Here is a 21,973-nt window from a genome sequence, read left to right on the forward strand (position 1 = left end):
CGCGCGTAGGGAGCCGCCGCCGGCGTCGGATGTGTATAAGAGCCCGCCCCCCCGGCGCCCCCCCGCCGGCCGCCGCTCCTCCGCTCCCGCCCGCTACGGCAGCACGAACCCCGGGTCCATCCCGCCCAGCGCCCGCGTGCACAGGCAGTCCCGTTCCTCGGTGGCGGGCAGCGCGGCCACCGCGTCGAACAGCACGCCGCGCAGCCGCTCCACGTTGGCGGCGAACACCTGCAGCACCTCCTCGTGCGAGACGCCCTCACCGCTCTCCGCGCCCGCGTCGAGGTCGGTGACGAGGGTCAGGGAGGTGTAGCAGAGTTCCAGTTCCCGGGCGAGCGCCGCCTCGGGATGGCCGGTCATGCCCACGACCGACCAGCCCTGCGCCCGGTGCCACAGCGATTCGGCGCGGGTGGAGAAGCGCGGCCCCTCCACGACCACGAGCGTGCCGCCGTCGACCGCGTCCCAGCCCTGCCCGCGCGCGGCCTTGAGCGCGACCGCCCGCCCGGCCGGGCAGTAGGGGTCGGCGAGCGAGACGTGCACCACGTTCGGCACGGTGCCGTCGGACAGGGGGACGCCGTCGAAGTAGGTCTGCTGCCGGGACTTGGTGCGGTCCACGAACTGGTCCGGCACCAGCAGCGTGCCCGGCCCGTACTCCGGGCGCAGGCCGCCCACCGCGCACGGCCCGAGGACCTGGCGCACCCCGACCGAACGCAGCGCCCACAGATTGGCGCGGTAGTTGATGCGGTGCGGCGGAAGGTGGTGGCCGCGGCCGTGCCGGGGCAGGAAGGCGACCCGCCGCCCGGCGACCTCGCCGAGGAACAGGGAGTCGCTGGGTGCCCCGTACGGCGTGTTCACCTGGACCTCGGTCACGTCGTCCAGGAAGGAGTAGAAGCCGGAACCGCCGATGACACCGATCTCTGCGTTCGCCATGGGCAGCACACTAACCGCACGGGCGTACGCCGAGGACCCCGCCGTCGCGTGACGGCAGGGTCCCGAAGAGGCCGAGGATCAGGCGGCGGAGCTGGTCGAGGACGACGCCGAGCCGGACGAGGAGTCGGACGTGCTCGACGACTTCGACGACGACGCCGGGCTGCTGCTCGACGAGGAGCCGCGGCTGTCGTTGCGGTAGAAGCCGGAGCCCTTGAAGACAATGCCGACGGCGGAGAACACCTTCTTCAGGCGGCCACTGCAGTGGGGGCACTCGGTGAGCGCGTCGTCGGTGAACTTCTGCACCGCCTCGAGGCCCTGGCCGCACTCGGTGCACTGGTACTGGTAGGTGGGCACTGTCTTCCTCCTGGCACTCTCACTCGATGAGTGCTAACGATGGTCCATAGTGACGTATTCCGCGGCCTCAGTCCACTGCGACAGGGGAGCGGTGACCGACGCCACGTGCCACGGTGCGGCCGAAGGGCGGTGGCGCGAGCCGCGAGCGCAGCGCCAGGAGGGTGAGCAGGGCGAGCACCGTGCCGGCCATCGGGACCAGGAATCCGGCACCGCCCCACAGGTGGTCCTCCAGCTGTCCGGCCACCGTGACGGCGGCGGCCTGGCCCAGCGCCACCGCACCCGTCAGCCAGGTGAACGCCTCGGTGCGGGCACCGGCCTCGACCAGGCCCTCGACCAGCGTGTAGCCGGTGATGAGGGCGGGTGCGATGCACATGCCGACCAGGAGGCCGAGCGCGGCCAGCAACGCCACCGAGTGCGCGGTCCACAGCGAGGAGGCGGCCAGCGCGAGCGCGGTGTAGCCGACGACGAGCCGGTGGTGCGGGGCCACCTTCCAGGCGATGGCGCCGCACACGAGCCCGGAGAGCATGTTGCCGGCGGCGAACGTGCCGTAGAGCACGCCGTTCAGGCCGGGTCGGCCGATCGACTCGGTGAACGCCGCCAGCGAGACCTGCATGCCGCCGAAGACCGAGCCGATGCCCAGGAAGGTCACGATGAGCACCCGCACGCCGGGCACGCGCAGGGCGGAGGAGTGCGGCACGCGCGCGTGCCCGTCGGTGGCCGCGACGGGCGGCTGGGTGCGCTTCTGCGTGGCGAACAGCAGTCCGCCGACCAGGGTCAGCGCGGCCTCCGTGATCAGGCCCGCGGCCGGCGCCAGGGCCGTGCACAGGGCCGTGGCCACCAGCGGGCCGAGGACGAAGGTCAGCTCGTCGGTGACGGACTCGAAGGCCGCCGCCGTCGTCATCAGCGGCGAGTCCTTCAGGACGACGCCCCAGCGGGCGCGCACCATGGGCCCGATCTGCGGCACCGAGGCGCCGGTCGGCACGGCCGCGGCGAACAGCGCCCACAGCGGGGCGTGCGCCAGGGCGAGCGCCGTCAGCGTCAGCCCCGCCGCGGCGTGCACCAGCACGCCGGGGAGCAGGACGGCGCGCTGCCCGTAGCGGTCCGCCAGGCGCCCGCTGTAGGGCGCGAACAGCGCCATGGAGACGCCGGTGACGGCCGCGGTGGCGCCCGCCGAGCCGTAGGAGCCGGTGGTGTGCTGCACGAGCAGCACGATGGAGAGGGTGAGCATCGCGAACGGCTGGCGCGCCGCGAAGCCGGGCAGCAGGAACGTCCAGGCGCCGCGGGTGCGCAGCAGCTGCCCGTATCCCGGGCGGGCGGATGCCGTCGTCTTCTTCGCAGGTCCGGTGCTGGTGACCGTGGATCCCACGGCCCGTGCCTTTCTGCCGCCTGGTAGCGCTGCCCCGTGGGGTGTGGGCGCGCCGAGAGCTGTCCTCTTGCGCTAACTGCGGTAGATGCCGGCGCCCACTGCGGGGGGCGACCCGGCCGCCATACGGTCGCGCCAGCTCTGCGTCAGGCAGAGTTGGTTCGATCAGGGTGCGCCTTCATCCTACAGGGGGCGAAGGCGCGAACACCTGTGAAAGCGGGCACGGCGTCCTGCCCCTGCCTGGGTTCCCAGACCTGTGCTCCCCGGCTTCACCGGCCGGCGCCGGCACCGTCGCCGTTCGTGTGCAGCCAGCCCGCCAGCTTGCCGCCGCGGCCCACGGCCCGCAGCCGGCGCTCCGCGGCCTCGCGGACCGGATCGGTGGCCACCACCAGGAGTTCGTCGCCGCGCCGCAGCACCGTGCTCGGCAGCGGGACAAACGATTTTCCCTCGCGGACGACCAGGGTCACCGCGGACCCGGCCGGGAGCCGCAGTTCGTTGATCTCCACGCCGTGCATCCGCGACCCCTCCGGGATGGCCACGGACAGCAGGTGGCCGCGCAGCCGCTCCAGGGGCGCGGACTCGATGCCCAGGTCGGCGGCCTCCTGCGGCTCGCCCAGGCGCAGTGTGCGGGCGAGCCAGGGCAGGGTCGGTCCCTGGACGAGGGTGTAGACGACGACCAGGACGAAGACGATGTTGAAGATGCGGCGGCTGGCGTCGACGCCGTTCACCATGGGGATCGTCGCCAGGATGATGGGCACGGCGCCGCGCAGGCTGGCCCAGGACATCAGGGTCTGCTCCTGCCACGGCACCCGGAAGGGCAGCAGGCTGAACACCACGCTCAGCGGTCGCGCGACCATGGTCAGCACCAGGCCGATGACGACGGCGGGCAGAATGTCGTCGACCAGGTCGTGCGGGGTGACCAGCAGGCCCAGCAGGACGAACATGCCGATCTGGGCGATCCAGCCGAGCCCCTCGGCGAAGCCGCGGGTGGCCGGCCAGTGCGGCAGCTTGGCGTTGCCGAGCATCATCGCGGCCAGGTAGACGGCCAGGAAGCCGCTGCCGTGGGCGAGGGCGCCGGCGGCGTAGGCGGTGACCGCGATGGCCATCACGGCGATGGGGTAGAGGCCGGAGGCGGGCAGGGCGACGTGCTTCAGGCCCCAGGAGCCGAGCCAGCCCACCGCGAGGCCGATGGCCGCGCCGATGGCCAACTCCATGGCTATCTCGCCCACCAGCACGTACCAGTGCTCCACGGGGCCGGCCGTGGAGAAGGCGACGACCAGGATGACCACCGGGGCGTCGTTGAACCCGGACTCCGCCTCCAGCGTGCCCGTCACCCGCGCGGGCAGGGGGACCCGGCGCAGCACCGAGAAGACGGCCGCCGCGTCCGTCGAGGACACCACCGCTCCGATGATGAGGGCCTGGCGCCACTCCAGGCCGACGAGGTAGTGCGCGCCGGCCGCCGTGACGCCGACGCTGATCGCGACCCCGGCCAGCGCCAGGGCGGCGGCGGAGGGCAGGACCGGCCGGATCTCCTTCCACTTCGTGCCGAGACCGCCCTCGGCGAGGATCACCACGAGGGCGGCGTAGCCGATGAGCTGGGTCAGCGCGGCGTTGTCGAAGCGGATGTGGCCGAGGCCGTCCTGGCCCATGACGATGCCGATCCCCAGGTAGACGAGCAGGCTGGGGAGCCCGCTGCGCGAGGAGATCCGTACCGCTGCCACGGCGACGAGCAGGACGAGGGAGCAGGCGAGCAGGAGCTGGTTGAGGTGGTGAACAGTCAGTGGCGGTTCCTTCCCCGAGTTCTGCGAATGTGCCGAGTGATCCGAGTTGTCCGCTTTCTCTGGTTTTCGTGCTGGTCCGGGATCTTCAAGGACATCGGACCTTTTTGGCCTTGTGTGCCGGGCCCCGGTCCCTCCCGTTACTTCGTTACCTTACCTAACTCTTGACGCTTTCTTGACGCTTCCGCCGCACTGATCGAACGTCCGTCCGCGCCTGGATGCGACTCCCCGTCAAGCGGAAGAGGGTCCTGCGCCTATGGTTGCTCCAGCACTCCAGTACCGCCTGCCGCTCGCGTTAGGACAGCAAGGACAGCGATGCCCCCCAACACCACCGCCTCAACGGGTGACAAGCCCGGCAAGTCCGGCAGGAAGAAGGGGCGAAAAGCCCGACTCGTCGTGGTCGTCCTGGTGCTGGCCATCATCGGAGGCATCGCCTACGGCTCCTACTGGTCGGTCAGCACCGTCCGCGCCTCCTTCCCGCAGACCAAGGGCTCGATCACGCTCCAGGGCCTGTCCGGGCCCGTCGACGTCAAGCGGGACGGCTACGGCATCCCGCAGATCTACGCCGACACCCCCGAGGACCTGTTCATGGCCCAGGGCTACGTCCAGGCCCAGGACCGGTTCTACGAGATGGACGTGCGCCGGCACATGACCGCCGGGCGCCTGTCGGAGATGTTCGGCAAGAGCCAGGTCAAGAACGACGAGTTCCTGCGCACCCTGGGCTGGGACCGGGTGGCCCAGCAGGAGTACGACAAGAAGCTGTCGGCCTCCACCAAGAAGTACCTGCAGGCGTACAGCCAGGGAGTCAACGCCTACCTCAAGGGCAAGGACGCCAAGGACATCTCCCTGGAGTACGCGGCCCTGGGCTTCACCAACGACTACAAGCCCCGGTCGTGGACGCCCGTCGACTCGGTCTCCTGGCTGAAGGCCATGGCCTGGGACCTGCGCGGCAACATGCAGGACGAGATCGACCGGGCGCTGATGACCAGCCGCCTGGGCCCCAAGCAGATCAAGGACCTGTACCCGGACTACCCCTACAGCCGCAACAAGCCGATCGTCACCCAGGGCCAGTACGACGAGCTGGCCAAGGCCTTCGAGGCGGACGGCAGCGGCTCGGACGGCTCCTTCGGCACGTCCGGCGCCTCCGGCACGTCCGGCACCGGTCTGTCGACCGGCACGGCGGGCACGGCGACCGGCACGACGGGGACCACGACCGGCACCACCGGCACCACGACGGGCACGCCCGGTACGACCGGCACCGGCGGCGCCCCGGCCGCCGGCACCACGGGCTCGTCCGGCTCCGGCGTGCAGGGCCAGCTGATGGGCCTGCGGAACGTCATGCAGGACCTGCCCACGGCCGTCGGCGTCAACGGCAGCGGCATCGGCTCCAACTCCTGGGTCGTCGCCGGGAAGTACACCATCACCGGCAAGCCGCTGCTGGCCAACGACCCGCACCTGGGCGCCTCGCTGCCGGGCGTGTGGTACCAGATGGGCCTGCACTGCCGCGCCGTCTCCGCCAAGTGCCCCTACGACGTCACCGGCTACACCTTCGCCGGCATGCCCGGCGTGGTCATCGGCCACAACCAGGACATCGCCTGGGGCCTGACCAACTCCGGTGTCGACGTCACCGACCTGTACCTGGAGAAGCTCAGCGGCGACGGCTACCTGCGCGACGACAAGACGGTGCCGTTCCGCACCCGCCAGGAGACCATCAAGGTCGCCGGCGGCGCCTCCAAGACGATCGTCGTCCGTGAGACGCAGGACGGCATGCCCCTGCTGTCCGACCGCGACGACGAACTGGTCAAGGTCGGCAAGAAGGCCACCGTCGACACCGCGGCGCCCGACCGCGGCGACGGCTACGCCGTCGCCCTGAAGTGGACCGCGCTGGAGCCGGGCACCACCATGGACGCCGTCTTCGCCATCGACCGGGCGAAGGACTTCAGCCAGTTCCGGTCGGCGGCGGCGTTGTTCGACGTGCCCTCGCAGAACCTGATCTACGCCGACACCAAGAACAACATCGGCTACACGCTGCCCGGGCGCATCCCGATCCGCGCGAAGAAGGACGACGGCTCCGTCCCGGCGCCGGGCTGGGACTCCGGCTACGACTGGACCGGCTACATCCAGCAGGACGAGCTGCCCTACGAGTACAACCCCAAGCGCGGCTACATCGTGACCGCCAATCAGGCCGTCGTCGACCCGGAGAAGTACCCCTACACGCTCACCACGGACTGGGGCTACGGCACCCGCAGCCAGCGGATCACCGACCTGATCCAGTCGAAGATCGACGGCGGCGGCAAGATCTCCACCGACGACATGCGCCAGATGCAGATGGACAACAGCAGCGAGATCGCCAAGCTGCTGGTGCCGATGCTGCTGAAGATCGACATCGGGGACAAGGACGTCCGCCAGGCGCAGAAGCTGCTCCAGGGCTGGGACTACACCCAGGACGCCGACTCGGCGGCGGCCGCCTACTTCAACGCGGTCTGGCGCAACATCCTCAAGCTGGCCTTCGGCAACAAGCTGCCCAAGGAGCTGCGGGTCAAGGGCCAGTGCCTGTGGGTGGAGCCGGCCGACAGCACCGGTCCGGTCGACGACAACACCAAGGTCCGCGAGTGCGGTGAGCGCGACGCCGACCAGGCGCAGCCCGACGGCAGCGACCGCTGGTTCGAGGTCGTCCGCAACCTGGTCAACCAGCCGAACAGCGACTGGTGGAAGACCCCGGCCTCCGGCACCCGCCCCAAGGCCGACAACCGCGACGAGCTGTTCGCACGGGCGATGATCGACGCCCGCTGGGAGCTGACCGCCAAGCTCGGCAAGGACATCGACACCTGGAGCTGGGGCCGGCTGCACCGGCTGTTCCTGAAGAACCAGACCCTGGGCACCGAGGGTCCCGGCATCCTGAAGTACGTCCTGAACCGGGGACCGTGGAAGCTCAGCGGCGGCGAGGCGGCGGTCGACGCCTCCGGATGGAACGCCGCCGGCGGCTACGGCGTGGTGTGGGTGCCGTCCATGCGGATGGTGGTCAACCTCGCCGACCTGGACAAGTCCAAGTGGATCAACCTCACCGGCGCCTCCGGGCACGCCTTCAGCGCCCACTACACCGACCAGACGGGACTGTGGGCCCAGGGCGAGCTGCTGCCCTGGTCGTACTCGGAGAACGCGGTGGACAAGAGCACGCGCGACACGCTGGTGCTCAGGCCGTGAGCCGCTGACCGCCCGGCACCGAGGGCCCTCCACGCGCGCGCGTGGAGGGCCCTCGCCGTGTCCGTGGGCTCAGCGGCGGCCGCCGAAGCGGCGCACCCCGGACGGCGTCACCACCGCCTTCACCGGCCGGTCGTGCGGCTGGTCCGGCACGTGCGCGACGACCTCGCCGTCGTACAGCAGCACCACCAGCGCCGGATGCGCGCCGGCCCGTTCCAGGCGGGCGAGGACACGGTCGTAGGAGCCGCCGCCGCGCCCCAGCCGCACGCCGCGCGCGTCGACGGCGACGCCGGGCAGCAGGACCACGTCCGCGTCCGTCACCGCCTGCGGGCCCAGGCGCGGCCCGGACGGCTCCAGCAGCGCCATCCGCCCGCCGTGCCGCACCCGCGTGAGGGAGTCCTCGCCCGCGTAGGCACCCCAGTCCAGGTCGTTGTCGGGGAGCAGGACGGGCAGCAGGACCCGTACGCCCCGCGCGCGCAGCGCGTCGAGCAGCGCAAGGGTGCCCGGTTCGGTACCCACGGAGACGTACGCCGCCACCGTGCGCGCCCGCGCCAGTTCGGGCAGTTCCAGTGCGCGCGAGGCCAGCTCACGCGCTGCCCGGCGCACCTCGTCCGCGCCGAGCGCGTCGCGTGCCGCGAGGAGGCTGCGGCGCAGCTCCCGCTTGGCGGACCGCGCCGCCCCCTGGGTCTCGCTCACGGCCGACCTCCGCGCTTCCTCGCACGACCTACCCGCATCACCGGGGCGATCGTATCGGCGTCCCGCGCCGGCGCCCGGGGCGCGGGCCACAGGCTGTCCACAGGGGAGTTCCCCCCGGTCACAGGCCCGTGACAGGGGCAGCGGATAAGGTGACGGGCATGAGTCAGTCGCAGCCCAGGATCAGCAAGGCAGTGATCCCCGCAGCAGGCCTCGGCACCCGGTTCCTGCCGGCCACCAAGGCCACCCCCAAGGAGATGCTGCCGGTCGTGGACAAGCCGGCGATCCAGTACGTGGTCGAGGAGGCCGTCGCCGCCGGCCTCGACGACGTCCTCATGGTGACCGGCCGCAACAAACGGCCCCTGGAGGACCACTTCGACCGCAATTACGAGCTGGAGTCCGCCCTGGAGAAGAAGGGCGACGCCGAGCGGCTGGCCAAGGTGCAGGAGTCCAGCGACCTCGCGTCGATCCACTACGTCCGCCAGGGCGACCCCAAGGGCCTGGGCCACGCGGTGCTCTGTGCCGCGCCGCACGTCGGCCATGAGCCGTTCGCCGTGCTGCTCGGTGACGACCTGATCGACCCGCGCGACCCGCTGCTGCAGCGCATGATCGAGGTCCAGGAGATCTACGGCGGCAGCGTGGTCGCCCTCATGGAGGTCGCGCCCGAGCAGATCCACCTCTACGGCTGCGCGGCCGTGGAGACCACCGAGGACAGCGACGTGGTCCAGGTGACCGGCCTGGTGGAGAAGCCCGACCCGGCGGACGCGCCCTCCAACTACGCGATCATCGGCCGCTACGTCCTCGACCCGCACATCTTCGACATACTGCGCACCACCGCCCCCGGCCGCGGCGGCGAGATCCAGCTCACCGACGCCCTGCAAAAGCTCGCGGACGACGAGACGGTGGGCGGCCCGGTGCACGGCGTCGTCTTCAAGGGCCGCCGCTACGACACCGGCGACCGAGGCGACTATCTGCGTGCCATTGTCAGGCTCGCGTGCGAACGTGAAGACCTGGGCCCGGACTTCAGGGCCTGGCTCCGCAGATACGTAGCCGAGGAGATGTGACGACGGTGAGCAGCGCCGGGCACGACAGTCCCGCCACCGACCGCCTGTGGTCGGTGGAGGAGCACCTGGAGGACGTCCTCACCACGATCCGCCCCTTGGAACCCATCGAGCTGCAGCTGCTCGACGCCCAGGGCTGCGTGCTGGTCGAGGACGTCATGGTGCCCCTGTCCCTGCCGCCGTTCGACAACAGCTCCATGGACGGGTACGCGGTGCGGGTCGCGGACGTCGCCGGCGCCAGTGAGGAGTTCCCGGCCGTGCTGGACGTCCTCGGGGACGTCGCCGCGGGCGCCGCCGACCCGCTCCAGGTGGGCCCGGGGCAGGCCGCCCGCATCATGACCGGCGCCCCGCTGCCGCCCGGCGCCGAGACCGTCGTGCCCGTGGAGTGGACCGACGGCGGCCTCGGCGAGGGACCGGTGCGCGGCATGCCCGCCCGCAGCCTGGCCCCGCAGGGCGCCACCGGCCAGGTGCGCGTGTACCGGCCGGCGCCGGCCCGCGCGCACGTGCGCGACAAGGGCAGCGACGTCCGGGCCGGCGCGCTCGCGCTGAAGGCGGGCACGGTCCTCGGGCCGCCGCAGATCGCGCTGCTCGCCGCGATCGGCCGCGGCAGGGTCACGGTCCGCCCGCGCCCGCGCGTGGTGGTGCTCTCCACCGGCAGCGAACTCGTCCAGCCCGGCGAGCAGCTGGAGGGCGGCCAGATCTACGACTCCAACAGCTTCGCGCTGACCGCGGCCGCCCGGGACGCCGGTGCCATCGCCTACCGGGTCGGCGCCGTCGCCGACGACGCCGACACCCTGCGCTCCACCATCGAGGACCAGTTGGTGCGGGCCGACCTGATGGTCACCAGCGGCGGGGTGAGCGTCGGGGCGTACGACGTGGTCAAGGAGGCGCTGTCGCACGTCGGCGACGAGGACGAGCCCGGCGGTGGGGTGGAGTTCCGCAAGCTGGCCATGCAGCCCGGCAAGCCGCAGGGCTTCGGCACCGTCGGCCCCGACCACATCCCGCTGCTGGCCCTGCCCGGCAACCCGGTGTCGTCGTACGTCTCCTTCGAGCTGTTCGTCCGCCCGGCCATCCGCACCCTGATGGGCCTTCAGGACGTGCACCGGCCCACCACCCGGGCGCGGCTGGCGGCCGACGAGCCGCTGACGTCGCCCAAGGGCCGCAGACAGTTCCTGCGCGGGACGTACGCCGACGGCGAGGTCCGGCCGGTCGGCGGCAGCGGCTCCCACCTGATCGCCGCCCTCGCACAGGCGGACGCGCTCATCGTCGTCCCCGAGGACACCGAGTCCGTGGCGTCCGGAGCCGAGGTCGAGGTGATCCTGCTCGGCTGAGCCGCTGCCGCGCGCGGTACCGTGTCGCGCACAGCAGGCCCGCGCACCGCACCGCGCCGGGCCCCGACCGGGAGCGCCACAGAGCATGACTACGCCTTCCCCGGGGCAGACCCCCGGACCCGCGCAGCACCCGCAGGGCCGCGAGCCCGGCCGGCTGACGCACCTCGACGACGCGGGCGCCGCCCGCATGGTCGACGTCTCCGGCAAGGACGTCACCGCCCGCACCGCCCGCGCCAGCGGCCGCGTCCTCGTCTCACCCCGCGTGGTGGAGCTGCTGCGCGGGGAGGGTGTCCCCAAGGGCGACGCCCTGGCCACCGCGCGCATCGCCGGGATCATGGGGGCCAAGCGCACCCCGGACCTGATCCCGCTGTGCCACCCGCTGTCGGTGTCCGGTGTGACACTGGAGTTGTCGGTCGCGGACGACGCCGTGGAGATCGAGGCCACCGTGAAGACCACGGACCGCACGGGCGTGGAGATGGAGGCGCTCACCGCGGTCTCCGTCGCCGCGCTCACCGTGATCGACATGGTCAAGGCGGTCGACAAGGGGGCGGTCATCACGGACGTCAGGGTGGAGCAGAAGACGGGCGGCAAGTCGGGCGACTGGAGCCGGGCATGAGCTACCGCGCCATGGTGGTGACGGCGTCCAACCGGGCCGCCGCCGGGGTGTACGAGGACACGGGCGGACCGCTGATCGCGGACGGCCTGAAGCGGTTCGGCTTCGCCGTGGACGGGCCGCGGGTGGTACCCGACGGCGACCCGGTGGAGGCGGAGCTGCGCGCCGCCGTCGCGGCCGGGTACGACGTGGTCGTCACCACCGGCGGCACGGGCGTCTCGCCCACCGACCGCACCCCCGAGGCGACCCGCCGGGTGATCGACTACGAGGTCCCGGGCATCGCGGAGGCCATCCGGGCGTTCGGACGGGACAAGGTGCCCACCGCGGCGCTCTCCCGGGGCCTGGCGGGAGTGGCCGGGCGGACGCTGATCGTGAACCTGCCGGGCTCGGCCGGCGGGGTGAAGGACGGACTGGCCGTCCTCGAGCCCCTGGTGACGCACGCGGTGGACCAGCTCCGCGGCGGCGACCACCCGAGATCCGGCGCCGGCAGTGGGGGTGCGAGCTGAACGGATCGTCCTGGCCCGCCGTGCTGGTGGAGGGCGATGTCGTCCTCCGGCCGATAAAGCTGCGCGACCAGCGGGCCTGGCGTGAGGTGAACCGGCGCAACCGGAACTGGCTCAGGCCCTGGGAGGCGACCATTCCGCCGCCCACGCCCGGCGGCCCCATCACGCACCGGCCCACCTACCGCCAGATGGTGCGGCACCTGAGGGCCGAGGCCCGGGCCGGCCGGATGCTGCCGTTCGTCGTCGAGTACCAGGGGCGGCTGGTGGGCCAGTTGACGGTCGCCGGGATCACCTGGGGCTCGATGTGCTCCGGGCACATCGGCTACTGGGTGGACGAGGCGGTGGCCGGGCGCGGGGTGATGCCCACGGCCGTGGCGCTCGCCGTGGACCACTGCTTCCGCACCGTCGGACTGCACCGCATCGAGGTGTGCATCCGCCCGGAGAACGGGCCCAGCCGCCGGGTGGTGGAGAAACTGGGATTCCGCGAGGAGGGGCTGCGACCCCGGTATCTCCACATCGACGGGGCCTGGCGCGATCACCTGGTCTTCGCGCTCACCGCGGAAGAGGTGCCCGGCGGGCTGCTGAACCGCTGGCGGCGCACGCGCCCGCGCGAGGCGCGTACCGAGGACGCACAGGGTGACCCGCGGCACGACGCCCAGGGTGGCCCGCGCAACGACCCGCAGAACACCGGAGGGAATCCCGCACGCCCCGGAAATTGAATATGTGTTCGAAAATAGTCGGCTCGTGACCGCTCGAGTGGCTTTCCTTTCATCGCCTTGACGGCCTGTTGATCGGATCGGTCACAAAAAAAGTTGGAAGTATCAGCCAGATCGTGCGACACACCGGCCCAATTGGCGTATGGCCTCACGCAAACCCCTCTACCGTGTGAGGCGTGAGCAGCAGCGGCCTCATCTACGCAGTCATCGTCGGGGCCTGGGCCGCCTACTTGGTGCCGATGTGGCTCCGTAGGCAGGACGAGCTGAACGAGGCCCGTCCGACGGAACGCTTCAGCACCGCCATCCGGCTGCTGTCCGGACGGGCGGGCATGGAGCGCCGGTACGCCAGGGACCTCAGGGCGCGCTCCGCCGAGACGGGGGAGTTCGCCGCCGTGGACCCGGACGCGGTCACCGACTCGGTGGACGTCCGGGCCTTCGCCGTACCCCCCACCGGGACGCAGGAGCGGCCCCCGGCGCCGGAGGAGGCCGGACCGCCGGCGGACACCGTGCCCCCGGCGCGATCCGCGAAGTCGCCGGCCCGGAGCGCCGAGGCGGCGGCGCGGGCCGCCGAGCCACCGCCCGCCCGGACCGCTTCCGACGGCGCACCGGCGCACCAGCAGGCGCCCGCGGCCCGTCGGCCCGCGCCCGGCGCCCAGGCGGCCGCAGCGCGCGCCCGGCGCTCGAAAGTCCTCGCGCGCCGCCGGCGCACCACCATCGTCCTCTTCCTCGCCTTCACCCTGGGCACGATCGTCGCCGCCGTCGGCGGTGTCGCCTTCCTGTGGGCGCCCGGGGTGCCCGCCGTGCTGCTCAGCGCGTACATCGCGTACCTGCGCGTGCAGGAGCGCCGCCGCTTCGCGTTCCAGATGGACCGCCGCCGCGCCGAGGCCGCCGCGCAACGGCTGCGCGAGAGCAGGCGCCCGCCGCGCCACCGCACCGGCGCGGACGACGCCACGGAGCCCGACGAGGGCGCCGGGTCGCAGACCGACCCGGCGCTGTCCGCGCTCGCCGCCGACCGGCGCGCGCTGGTCGAGCAGACCGATCACGCCGAGTGGCTGGACCAGCAGCGCGAGCGCCGGCGCCGCCCCGGCCGCGGCGAGAGCTGGGACCCGGTGCCGGTGCCGCTGCCCACCTACGTGACCGCACCGGTCGCCCCGCGGGCCACCTCCGACGTGGACCTCGGCGCACCCGACACCTGGAGCTCGGCCCGCTCCTCCGCCGCCGTGCCGGACCAGGACACCGCCCCCGCCGCGGACGGGACGGCCGCGCAGGCCGAGGACCGGCCCGCCGGCCGCGGCGACGCACTGCCCCCCGCGCGCACGCGCTCGCGCGGAGCGAACCCCGCGCGCCGCTCCCGCGAGCGGGGCCGCACCCCGCTGTTCGACCAGTACGAGGACGGCGATCGGCCGCGCGCCGCCAACGAGTAGCCCTCACCCGTCCGTCGGCGCCCGCGGCCACCGGCCGTCACGGCGCCCCTTAAGAGCCCCACCGCTGACCAGCCCGGGAACGGATTTCCAACCACCGGGATCGGGATGCTAGAGTTTCACTCGTTGCAAGGGCCTGTGGCGCAGTCCGGTAGCGCACCTCGTTCGCATCGAGGGGGCCAGGGGTTCAAATCCCCTCAGGTCCACGCAGCACGAAGCCCCCGTCGGGAGACCTGACGGGGGCTTCGTCATGTCCGGTCCCGCCGGGCTTCCCGATCGCCGGGCTTCCCGATCGCCGGGCTCCCGGCCGCCGGATATCCGGCCGCACCGGGCTTCCCGGCCGCACCAGGCTTTCCGGCCGCGTCGGCTACGGCTGCAGCCGCTTGGCGAAGCACAGGCTCGACGGGTACTCCCGGTAGTAGCCGAACTTGGTGCACGGCTCGTAGCCGCTGGAGGTGTACAGGGCGATCGCCTCCGGCTGCTGGTCGCCGGTCTCCAGGACCATGCGGATCCGGCCGGCGGCGCGGGCGTCCTCCTCCAGCGCGGCGAGCATGCGGCGGGCCAGGCCCCGGCCGCGCATCGACTCGATCACGAACATGCGCTTCAGCTCGGCGTCGCCGTCCTCGTTGCCCTCGCCGTTGCTGTCCTGGCTGCGCCAGCCGCCGGAGGCCACGGGCGTGCCGTCCTCGTCATAGCCGATCAGGTAGAGGCCGTTCGGTGGCCGGAAGTCCGCCGGGGCCAGGGGAGTGGCGTCGCCGTCGTCGCCGTAGCGCGCTTGGTACTCGGCCTGGACCTCGTCGTTGAGCTTCACGGCGTCCGGGTGGTCGAAGGGAACAGGGCGGATAAGCATGTGAGGCACCGTATATCAATGCGAAGGCGGGTGGGAGGGCCCGCGGAGTCTGCCCGCGGGGCCCCGTCCAGTGTGCCGGTACAGTGCCCGGGTGCTGACTGTGACCTCCGCCAATGTGAACGGACTGCGTGCCGCCGCGAGGAAGGGCTTCGTGGAGTGGCTCGCCGGGACCGGCGCCGACGTGCTGTGCCTGCAGGAGGTGCGCGCCGAGCCGCAGCAGCTGCCCGAGCACGTGCGCACGCCCGAGGGCTGGCACGTCATCCACGCGCCCGCCGCCGCCAAGGGCCGCGCGGGCGTCTCCCTCTACACCCGCCGTGAGCCCGATCGCATCCAGGTCGGTTTCGGCTCGACGGAGTTCGACACCAGCGGCCGGTACGTCGAGGCCGACCTGCCGGGTGTGACGGTCGCCTCCCTCTACCTGCCCTCCGGCGAGGTCGGCACCGAGCGCCAGGAGGAGAAGGTCCGCTTCATGGGCGAGTTCCTGGCCTACCTCAAGGAGCTGCGCGAGCGGGCCGCCGCCGACGGGCGCGAGGTCCTGGTCTGCGGGGACTGGAACATCGCTCACACCCGGGCCGACCTGAAGAACTGGCGCGGCAACACCAAGAACTCCGGGTTCCTGCCCGAGGAGCGGGAGTGGCTGACCCAGGTCCTGGCCCCCGAGGCCGGCGGGTACGTCGACGTCGTGCGCGCGCTGCACCCGGACGTCGAGGGGCCGTACACCTGGTGGTCGTACCGGGGGCGGGCCTTCGACAACGACGCGGGCTGGCGCATCGATCTTGCCGTCGCGACCCCTGGGCTGGCCGCCCGCGCTGTCAAGGCTGTCGTGGAGAGGGCGGCCAGCCATGAGGAGCGGTGGTCGGATCATGCTCCTGTGACGGTGGTCTTCGAGACGTGAGGTGTACCGGCTGGTCCTCCGAGCGTGAAGGTCAGACGCGACACGTCCGGCCCGGCTGTTCGTGCCGGACCACCACCGGAGCGGCCCTTGGTGACGGTGACGCGGACCCCGCTTTCGAGGAGGAGCCGACGGGAGACGGGTGCCTGGGTCGCCGTGGTTTCTCGATAGCGGTCGACCGCGTACGTCTCGAGCCAGTCGGAGCGCATCGCGGCGGGTGCGGGACATACGTCACCGCGAGCCGTCGCGCGGCACACATAGTCGCCGTACGGCCGACCCTTGCGCACGGCGAAGTACATGCGCCCCTCGCAACCTGAACAGTGTGCGATGCCGGTGAGCAGCGCGGTTGTCCGATTCCTCGGTCCTCGCGTGCCATTGGAGCGGGTTGCCAGCGTGTTCTGCAGGACCTGGAACTCCTCGTTGGACAGCAGCGGCTGACCGATGAGCACCGGGGTACCGAATGCGTCATGAACGGTCTGTCCACCATGCGTCCGATGCCCCATCAGTGACGGGCTCCGCAGCACCTTGGACAAGGTGCCCGAGGTCCACCGGAATCGCTCGAAGTCACGCCCGTGGCGCCGACCGCCCGTCGGGCGTCCCTGGAGCTGCGCTCGCCGGTCACGGGGCACTGGCACCTCGGAGGCGTTCAGTTCTCGCGCGATGGCGACCAGAGACTTCCCTGCATGTACGTCCGCCACGATCGCCCGGACGAGGTCTGCGGTCTCGGGATCAGGAGCCAGGCACCAGCCGCTCCCCGAAGGATGAGGAGCCTTTTGATAGCCGAACGGGATCAGTCCGCCTCCGTAGCGACCGGCAGCTCGCAGAGCCTCGTGACTGCTGCTGAGTCGGGTGGAGATGGTACGGGCCTCCTGCTCGACGTCGTGAGCGAAGTCCATGCACTGCTGAATCGTCGAGGCAGTCGCCTCCGGTGTGACGACGAGGGGACGCCCGGTTTCGAGCATGCCGAAGACGAGTGTCCGCGTGTGTTCTCGCCCCCAGGCGATCAGTTCGGCCATATGTGTCACGGACCGCACGGCGCGGTCGACGTGTGACCAGACGATGGCTTCGTACGCCTGAGGACGCTCCAGCCAGGTCGACAGTGAAGGCCTTTCGAACGGAGAGATCCGGCGGGCGGAGACGCCGAGATCCGCTGCCTCGCCGACCAGGGCGAAGCCGAGCCTCTCGGCGCACAGTCGGATGGCGGAACGCTGTCGGCTCGGTGAGGTGGTCACATTGGTGAGGCAACTGAGGCGTAGGGCGGCAAGAGCTCTCGGACCCCCGAGGGCGGGTGGGTCAAGCGGTCGGGGACTACCCTGGAACACGTCGACGCTTCCTTGGAAGTGTCGGCCATACCCCGGGGCTGGTCGCACAGCCGCCGGGGCCTTTTCGATCTCACTCTCGGAGTGCAGACCCAATTTCGTCCGCTACTGCCAGAGAAGTGCCTCGATGGAGTGAATTGACAGGGAATACCTGGTGGTGGAGCAGATCAGGCGTTAAGGCCGTGTCCTATGTGGCGGGTGGCTCGTTGGACTGATCTTGGGGTGAGGTATATGGAGTTGGACTGTTCCGGACGGCTTGTGGGAGATCGCGAAGCCGCTGATCCCTCCGTCGAAGGTGCGGCCGCAGGGCGGCGGAACGCAGGACACGCCCGATGAGACGCTGTTCGCGGCGACCATCGACGTGCTAGCCAGCGGTTGTGCCTGGCGGGCTCTGCCGCCGTGTTTCGGGATATCTCGGTTACGCGACACACGCATCGGCGTGAGCATCGCCCGCAAAGGCATCGAGTCCGGCGAACGCCTGGGCTGCCGTCGTCGGGTGATCGAGCGGACGATGTCCTGGCAGTCCGGCTACCGCAGGCTCAGCTGCCACTACGAGCGCGATCCCCGCGACTACCTCGCCTTTCTCGGCCTCGCCGCAGCTATCCGCTACTGCAACCGACTCGTCCGCCTCACCGCATAGGACACGGCCTAAGGCCGCTTGTTCAGGCGGCGGTCCAGTGCCATCGACAGTTCCGCCTCCACCACGCTCTTGGCCAGGGGGCGCAGGCGGTGCAGGTCGTCCTCGGGGGCGTGGCGGGTGACGAGGTCGGTGAACAACTCGGCCAGGGCCTCGGCGTGTTCGCGGACGCGGCGGCCGGCAGCGAGGACCTCGGCCAGCGGGATGCCCTCGCGGACCAGGGCGGCGGAGACCTCCAGCAGGCGGCGGCTGATGTGGACGATCTCGTCGCCGTCGGTGCCGACGTAGCCGAGGTCCATGGCGGCGGCCAGGTTCTCGGCGGTGACCTCGCCGGCGAAGCGGTCGGCGAGTTCCTCGGGGGTCAGCCGGACGGGGACCTCCTCGGTGGGGGCGCCCAGGCCCAGCAGGTCGGCGACGTCGCGGCCGTGGTCGAAGGCCTCGGCGAGTTCGGCGATGCCGTTGAGGGTGTGGCCGCGCTCCAGCAGGGCGGTGATGGTGCGCAGGCGGGCCAGGTGGTGGTCGTCGTACCAGGCGATGCGGCCCTCGCGGCGGGGTGGCGGGATCAGCTTGCGCTCGCGGTAGAAGCGCAGGGTCCGCACGGTGATCCCGGCGAGCCGGGCCAGTTCCTCCATGCGGTACTCGCGCGGGCCCTGTCGGTGTTCTGCGTCCTCTGCCACGTTGGAAGCCTATGGCGTACCGCCGGTAACTTCCTTCTCCCGCCCCCTACCGCTCGGTACGGAGCTGCTCTACAGTCCCATTGCGCCAGTGTTCACTGGCACGGTTCCTAGGTGATGCGTGGAGGCTTCGCAGATGGCCGAGCACGAGCATGTACGCGTGGCGGTGATCGGTTCCGGGTTCGGCGGGCTGGGGGCCGCCGTGCGGCTGCGCCGTGAGGGGATCACCGACTTCGTCGTCCTGGAACGGGCGAGCAGCGTCGGCGGCACCTGGCGCGACAACAGCTACCCCGGGTGCGCCTGCGACGTGCCCTCCCACCTGTACTCCTTCTCCTTCGCGCCCAACCCCGACTGGCCGCGCACCTTCTCCGGGCAGGAGCACATCCGCGCCTACCTGGAACATGTCACCGACGTCTTCCGCCTGCGCCCGCACATCCGCTTCGACTCCGAGGTCAAGAAGATGACCTGGAACGCGGAGCACCTGCGCTGGGACATCGAGACCACCAGCGGCAACCTCTGCGCCGACGTCGTCGTCTCCGCCACCGGGCCGCTGTCCGACCCCAAGATCCCGGACATCACGGGCCTGGACTCCTTCCCCGGCAAGGTCTTCCACTCCGCCCGCTGGGACCACGACTACGACCTGACCGGCAAGCGCGTCGCCGTGGTCGGCACCGGCGCCTCCGCCATCCAGATCGTGCCCTCCATCCAGCCCCGGGTCGGCCGGCTCACACTCTTCCAGCGCACCCCGCCGTGGGTGATGCCCCGCGTGGACCGCGCGATCAGCTCCCTGGAGCGCTCCCTGCACCGCGCGCTGCCGCTGACCACCCAGGTGCGCCGCGGACTGCTGTGGGGCATCCGGGAGTTGCAGGTCCAGGCGTTCACCAAGCACCCCGACGAGCTGGGCTTCGTCGAGCAGCTGGCCAAGCGGAACATGGCCCGCGCCATCAAGGACCCGGCGCTGCGCGCCAAGCTCACCCCCGACTACCGCATCGGCTGCAAGCGGATCCTGCTGTCCAGCACCTACTATCCGGCGCTCGCGCAGGACAACGTGGACGTGGTGGCCAGCGGGCTCAGCGAGGTCCGCGGCTCGACCGTGGTCGCCGCCGACGGCACCGAGGCCGAGGTCGACGCGATCGTCTTCGGCACCGGTTTCCACGTCACCGACATGCCGATCGCCGAGCGGGTCGTCGGCGCCGACGGCCGCACCCTCGCCGAGACCTGGAAGAACGGCATGGCCGCGCTGCGCGGCGCCAGCGCGGCCGGCTTCCCGAACTGGATGACGATCATCGGCCCCAACACCGGCCTGGGCAACTCCTCGATGATCCTGATGATCGAGTCCCAGCTGAACTACATGGCCGACTACCTGCGGCAGTTGAACGTCCTCGGAGGCAAGGTCGCCCTCGACGCCCGGCAGAGCGCGGTGGACGCCTGGAACCACAAGGTGCAGGAGCGCATGAAGCGCACGGTGTGGAACACCGGCGGCTGCACCAGCTGGTACCTGGACGCCAGTGGCCGCAACACCACCATCTGGCCCGGCACCACCACCGAGTTCCGCCGCGCCACCCGGCGGGTGGACCTCGCCGAGTACGAGGTCATCCGGGCGCCCCGCCCGACGGCGACGGCCGCCCGGCGGCAGGCGGCGGCGGAGGTGGACGCGTGAGCCGGCCGACCCCCGTCCTCTCCGGCCCGTACGCCCCTCCCGCGCCCAGCCGCGAACTGACCGCCGTCTCCGCCGACGGTGCCCGGCTGCACGTGGAGGTGCACGGCCCCGCCGGCGCACCCGCCGTCGTCCTCGCCCACGGCTGGACCTGCTCCACCGCCTTCTGGGCCGCGCAGATCCGCGATCTGGCCGCGGACCACCGCGTCATCGCCTACGACCAGCGCGGCCACGGACGCAGCCCGGCGAGCCGGGTGTGCAGCACCGACGCGCTCGCCGACGACCTGGAGGCGGTGCTCGCCGCCACCCTCGCGCCCGGCGAGAAGGCGGTGATCGCGGGTCACTCGATGGGCGGGATGACGGTGATGGCCGCGGCCGGGCGGCCCGGCTTCCAGGAGCACGCGGCGGCCGTCCTGCTGTGCAGCACCGGCAGTTCGCAGCTGGTGGCCCGCTCCACGGTCGTACCGATCCGGGCCGGTCGGCTGCGCACCTGGCTGACCCGGCGCATCCTCGGCTCCCGCGCCCCGCTCGGGCCCGTCACGCCGACGGCCTTGCGGATCCTCAAGTACGGGACGATGGGCCCCGGTTCGGCGCGGCACGTGGTCGAGGCGTGCGCGCGGATCGTGCACGCCTGCCCGCGCCGGGTGCGCCACTCCTGGTCCCGCGTGCTCGACCTGCTCGATCTCGACCACGGCGTACGGCAGTTGGGGGTGCCGACGGCGGTGGTCGTGGGCACGGCCGACCGGCTGACCCCGCCCGTGCACGCGCGGTTCCTGGCGTCCGCGCTGCCGCGGTGCGTCGGGGTGACCGAGCTGCCCGGCATCGGCCACATGACGCCGATGGAGGCGCCCGAGCAGGTCACCGGCAGGATCCGGGACCTGGTCGCCGCGTACGGACGGGGCAGTGACGACGCGACCGATGCGGCAGACGCATCCCGCGCAGCCGTCGCGACAGGCGCGAGCCGCGCAGCCGTGGAAACCGACGCAGCCGTCGCGACAGGCGTGAACCGCGCGACCGGCGCGACCGACAGCACGACCGACGAAGACGCCGCACGGATCGGAGAGGGTGCATGAGCAGGACGAGCCTGGAGGGGCAGGTAGCGGTCGTCACGGGGGCCGCGCGGGGCGTCGGGGAGCTGCTGGCGCGCAAGTTGTCCGCGCGCGGCGCGAAGGTGGCGCTGGTCGGCCTGGAGCCGGACGCGCTCAAGCAGGTCTCCGAGCGGTTGCACGGCGAGAGCGCCCACTGGCACGCCGACGTCACCGACCACGAGACGATGGCCCGCGTCGCGGCCGAGGTCGAGGAGCGGTTCGGCAAGGTGGACATCGTGGTCGCCAACGCCGGGGTGGCCACCGGCGGCCCGTTCACCGACTCCGATCCGGTCTCCTGGCGGCGGGTGATCGAGGTCAACCTGATCGGCTCGGCGGTCACCGGCCGGGCGTTCCTGCCCGCGCTCACCCGCAGCCGCGGCTATCTGCTGCAGATCGCCTCCCTGGCCGCGATCACCCCGGCGCCGATGATGACGGCGTACTGCGCCTCCAAGTCCGGTGTGGAGGCGTACGCGCACAGCCTGCGCGCCGAAGTGGGCTTCCGGGGCGTGCGGGTGGGGGTGGCGTACCTGTCGTGGACGGACACGGACATGGTGCGCGGCGCCGACCAGGACGAGGTCATGCGGGAGCTGCGGCAGCGGCTGCCGTGGCCGTCGAACAAGACCTATCCGCTGGGCCCGGCCGTGGACCGGATCGTGGACGGCATCGAGCGCCGCGCGAGCCATGTGTACGGGCAGTGGTGGCTGCGCGGCATGCAGGGCGTGCGCGGGTATCTGCCGGGGCTCATCGGGACCGTGGGGCAGCGGGAGATGCGCCGGTTCGCGGACCGTCTGACCGGGATCCGCACGGGCCTGGTGGGGGCCGGCGGGGCGGCCGACGAGCAGCACCGGACCACCGCTGCTACCGACCGTCACTGATCGACATGCGCAGGGTCACC

Annotated in this window: 20 protein-coding genes and 1 tRNA gene; 13 read left to right on the forward strand and 8 right to left on the reverse strand. The window is 71.8% G+C overall.

The window, feature by feature from the left end:
* Nucleotides 1–93: 93 nt before the first annotated feature.
* The 4 genes from GV126_RS20265 to GV126_RS20280 form a co-directional block, all read right to left on the reverse strand.
* A complete protein-coding gene (locus GV126_RS20265) occupies nucleotides 94–927 on the reverse strand; it encodes an S-methyl-5'-thioadenosine phosphorylase (protein WP_159668782.1) in 834 nt (277 codons plus the stop codon).
* Between the two features lie 78 nt (nucleotides 928–1,005).
* Nucleotides 1,006–1,281 (reverse strand): FmdB family zinc ribbon protein, encoded by a 276-nt coding sequence (locus tag GV126_RS20270; RefSeq protein ID WP_159668785.1) that lies wholly within the window; start codon nucleotides 1,279–1,281, stop codon nucleotides 1,006–1,008.
* A 67-nt stretch (nucleotides 1,282–1,348) separates the two neighbouring features.
* Nucleotides 1,349–2,647: an MFS transporter gene (locus tag GV126_RS20275; RefSeq protein WP_159668788.1), complete on the reverse strand. Its 1,299-nt coding sequence runs from the start codon at nucleotides 2,645–2,647 to the stop codon at nucleotides 1,349–1,351.
* Nucleotides 2,648–2,913: 266 nt separating this feature from the next.
* The gene (locus GV126_RS20280) at nucleotides 2,914–4,425 is read right to left on the reverse strand and encodes a potassium/proton antiporter (RefSeq protein WP_159673913.1); all 1,512 of its coding nucleotides are present in this window, start codon (nucleotides 4,423–4,425) and stop codon (nucleotides 2,914–2,916) included.
* A 312-nt stretch (nucleotides 4,426–4,737) separates the two neighbouring features.
* Here GV126_RS20280 and GV126_RS20285 point away from each other — a divergent pair, with 312 nt between their 5' ends.
* Nucleotides 4,738–7,626 carry a penicillin acylase family protein gene (locus tag GV126_RS20285; RefSeq protein ID WP_159668791.1) on the forward strand — a complete coding sequence of 963 codons (2,889 nt, stop codon included), beginning with the start codon at nucleotides 4,738–4,740 and terminating at the stop codon, nucleotides 7,624–7,626.
* A 69-nt stretch (nucleotides 7,627–7,695) separates the two neighbouring features.
* Here GV126_RS20285 and GV126_RS20290 read toward each other — a convergent pair whose 3' ends face one another.
* Nucleotides 7,696–8,319, reverse strand: a complete 624-nt coding sequence (locus GV126_RS20290) for a 5-formyltetrahydrofolate cyclo-ligase (protein WP_159668794.1) — start codon at nucleotides 8,317–8,319, stop codon at nucleotides 7,696–7,698.
* 158 nt (nucleotides 8,320–8,477) lie between these two features.
* Between GV126_RS20290 and galU the strand changes: the two genes are divergently transcribed.
* The 7 genes from galU (at nucleotide 8,478) to GV126_RS20325 (ending at nucleotide 14,167) form a co-directional block, all read left to right on the forward strand.
* A complete protein-coding gene (gene galU, locus GV126_RS20295) occupies nucleotides 8,478–9,380 on the forward strand; it encodes a UTP--glucose-1-phosphate uridylyltransferase GalU (RefSeq protein ID WP_159668797.1) in 903 nt (300 codons plus the stop codon).
* Nucleotides 9,381–9,385: 5 nt separating this feature from the next.
* Nucleotides 9,386–10,708, forward strand: coding sequence for a molybdotransferase-like divisome protein Glp (glp, locus tag GV126_RS20300; RefSeq protein WP_201299856.1), 1,323 nt, complete (start codon nucleotides 9,386–9,388; stop codon nucleotides 10,706–10,708).
* 85 nt (nucleotides 10,709–10,793) lie between these two features.
* Complete coding sequence (gene moaC, locus GV126_RS20305; protein WP_159668800.1) at nucleotides 10,794–11,324, forward strand: cyclic pyranopterin monophosphate synthase MoaC; 531 nt, start codon at nucleotides 10,794–10,796, stop codon at nucleotides 11,322–11,324.
* On the forward strand, nucleotides 11,321–11,827 hold the full coding sequence (locus GV126_RS20310; protein ID WP_159668803.1) for a MogA/MoaB family molybdenum cofactor biosynthesis protein: 507 nt from the start codon (nucleotides 11,321–11,323) through the stop codon (nucleotides 11,825–11,827). The genes moaC and GV126_RS20310 overlap by 4 nt, the downstream gene beginning before the upstream one ends.
* A 20-nt stretch (nucleotides 11,828–11,847) precedes the next feature.
* A complete protein-coding gene (locus tag GV126_RS20315; protein ID WP_159668806.1) occupies nucleotides 11,848–12,543 on the forward strand; it encodes a GNAT family N-acetyltransferase in 696 nt (231 codons plus the stop codon).
* Nucleotides 12,544–12,716: 173 nt separating this feature from the next.
* Nucleotides 12,717–13,964, forward strand: a complete 1,248-nt coding sequence (gene sepX, locus GV126_RS20320; protein ID WP_185948346.1) for a divisome protein SepX/GlpR — start codon at nucleotides 12,717–12,719, stop codon at nucleotides 13,962–13,964.
* A gap of 129 nt (nucleotides 13,965–14,093) precedes the next feature.
* Nucleotides 14,094–14,167 (forward strand) — tRNA-Ala (locus GV126_RS20325).
* Between the two features lie 161 nt (nucleotides 14,168–14,328).
* On the opposite strand, the gene GV126_RS20330 is transcribed toward GV126_RS20325, so the two are convergent.
* Nucleotides 14,329–14,811 carry a GNAT family N-acetyltransferase gene (locus GV126_RS20330; protein ID WP_159668809.1) on the reverse strand — a complete coding sequence of 161 codons (483 nt, stop codon included), beginning with the start codon at nucleotides 14,809–14,811 and terminating at the stop codon, nucleotides 14,329–14,331.
* Between the two features lie 91 nt (nucleotides 14,812–14,902).
* Here GV126_RS20330 and GV126_RS20335 point away from each other — a divergent pair, with 91 nt between their 5' ends.
* Nucleotides 14,903–15,706, forward strand: a complete 804-nt coding sequence (locus GV126_RS20335) for an exodeoxyribonuclease III (protein ID WP_185948345.1) — start codon at nucleotides 14,903–14,905, stop codon at nucleotides 15,704–15,706.
* On the opposite strand, the gene GV126_RS20340 is transcribed toward GV126_RS20335, so the two are convergent.
* Nucleotides 15,673–16,935 (reverse strand): recombinase family protein, encoded by a 1,263-nt coding sequence (locus GV126_RS20340; RefSeq protein WP_159668813.1) that lies wholly within the window; start codon nucleotides 16,933–16,935, stop codon nucleotides 15,673–15,675. The two genes, GV126_RS20335 and GV126_RS20340, sit on opposite strands and share 34 nt — an antisense overlap.
* A gap of 316 nt (nucleotides 16,936–17,251) precedes the next feature.
* Between GV126_RS20340 and GV126_RS20345 the strand changes: the two genes are divergently transcribed.
* Nucleotides 17,252–17,662 carry a transposase gene (locus tag GV126_RS20345; protein WP_185948363.1) on the forward strand — a complete coding sequence of 137 codons (411 nt, stop codon included), beginning with the start codon at nucleotides 17,252–17,254 and terminating at the stop codon, nucleotides 17,660–17,662.
* A gap of 8 nt (nucleotides 17,663–17,670) precedes the next feature.
* Here GV126_RS20345 and GV126_RS20350 read toward each other — a convergent pair whose 3' ends face one another.
* Nucleotides 17,671–18,291 (reverse strand): MerR family transcriptional regulator, encoded by a 621-nt coding sequence (locus tag GV126_RS20350; RefSeq protein WP_159673919.1) that lies wholly within the window; start codon nucleotides 18,289–18,291, stop codon nucleotides 17,671–17,673.
* Nucleotides 18,292–18,469: 178 nt separating this feature from the next.
* Here GV126_RS20350 and GV126_RS20355 point away from each other — a divergent pair, with 178 nt between their 5' ends.
* The 3 genes from GV126_RS20355 to GV126_RS20365 are packed head-to-tail and all read left to right on the forward strand — an operon-like array spanning nucleotide 18,470 to nucleotide 21,953.
* The gene (locus tag GV126_RS20355; protein WP_159668818.1) at nucleotides 18,470–19,993 is read left to right on the forward strand and encodes a flavin-containing monooxygenase; all 1,524 of its coding nucleotides are present in this window, start codon (nucleotides 18,470–18,472) and stop codon (nucleotides 19,991–19,993) included.
* Nucleotides 19,990–21,063, forward strand: coding sequence for an alpha/beta fold hydrolase (locus GV126_RS20360; RefSeq protein ID WP_159668820.1), 1,074 nt, complete (start codon nucleotides 19,990–19,992; stop codon nucleotides 21,061–21,063). The genes GV126_RS20355 and GV126_RS20360 overlap by 4 nt, the downstream gene beginning before the upstream one ends.
* The gene (locus GV126_RS20365) at nucleotides 21,060–21,953 is read left to right on the forward strand and encodes an SDR family oxidoreductase (protein ID WP_159668823.1); all 894 of its coding nucleotides are present in this window, start codon (nucleotides 21,060–21,062) and stop codon (nucleotides 21,951–21,953) included. The genes GV126_RS20360 and GV126_RS20365 overlap by 4 nt, the downstream gene beginning before the upstream one ends.
* Nucleotides 21,954–21,973 lie beyond the last annotated feature (20 nt).

Source organism: Streptomyces mexicanus, from assembly GCF_902506575.1.
Lineage (GTDB): Bacteria > Actinomycetota > Actinomycetes > Streptomycetales > Streptomycetaceae > Streptomyces > Streptomyces mexicanus.

Bases quoted from the DNA above. Each gene is read 5' to 3' on its own strand.
- GV126_RS20265 (WP_159668782.1), bottom strand. From the start codon at position 927: ATGGCGAACGCAGAGATCGGTGTCATCGGCGGTTCCGGCTTCTACTCC.
- GV126_RS20285 (WP_159668791.1), top strand. From the start codon at position 4,738: ATGCCCCCCAACACCACCGCCTCAACGGGTGACAAGCCCGGCAAGTCC.
- galU (WP_159668797.1), top strand. From the start codon at position 8,478: ATGAGTCAGTCGCAGCCCAGGATCAGCAAGGCAGTGATCCCCGCAGCA.
- moaC (WP_159668800.1), top strand. From the start codon at position 10,794: ATGACTACGCCTTCCCCGGGGCAGACCCCCGGACCCGCGCAGCACCCG.
- GV126_RS20310 (WP_159668803.1), top strand. From the start codon at position 11,321: ATGAGCTACCGCGCCATGGTGGTGACGGCGTCCAACCGGGCCGCCGCC.
- GV126_RS20330 (WP_159668809.1), bottom strand. From the start codon at position 14,811: ATGCTTATCCGCCCTGTTCCCTTCGACCACCCGGACGCCGTGAAGCTC.
- GV126_RS20350 (WP_159673919.1), bottom strand. From the start codon at position 18,291: ATGGAGGAACTGGCCCGGCTCGCCGGGATCACCGTGCGGACCCTGCGC.
- GV126_RS20355 (WP_159668818.1), top strand. From the start codon at position 18,470: ATGGCCGAGCACGAGCATGTACGCGTGGCGGTGATCGGTTCCGGGTTC.
- GV126_RS20365 (WP_159668823.1), top strand. From the start codon at position 21,060: ATGAGCAGGACGAGCCTGGAGGGGCAGGTAGCGGTCGTCACGGGGGCC.